A 295-nucleotide genomic window follows, 5' to 3' on the forward strand; every position below is an offset into this window, starting at 1 on the left:
GAACAGGATACCACTTGCTCGCTTCAGGAGAGGAGTGGAAGAGTGCTGCAGCAGGAGCACCGTGTTTGAGAAAGATCGGCCACTCATTTAGCGACCCCCCATTCCCCGCCACTGCATCAAAGTGCGCAGTCTTGAGCGTGAGGACGATTGAATCCGAAGTTGACAAGGTCGATGGCTCGCCGTTCACGAGCATCTTTCGCAGCAAGGGTGAGCGTGTCAGTCCTTTCGTTGCTAAGGTGGCCAATAGCTGACTAGCACCCAAGAGGAGACTCAGTTCGTCAGAATCTTGGGGGCC

At 55.3% G+C, this 295-nt stretch carries 1 protein-coding gene; it reads right to left on the reverse strand.

All coding sequences use genetic code 11. The annotated features are described in order from the left end of the window. Window positions 1-187: hypothetical protein (locus EN818_RS33420; protein WP_210237340.1), on the reverse strand; the 187-nt coding region annotated here is incomplete at its 3' end. Window positions 188-295 lie beyond the last annotated feature (108 nt).

The sequence above is a fragment of the Mesorhizobium sp. M3A.F.Ca.ET.175.01.1.1 genome, from assembly GCF_004791945.1.
Classification (GTDB): Bacteria; Pseudomonadota; Alphaproteobacteria; order Rhizobiales; family Rhizobiaceae; genus Mesorhizobium.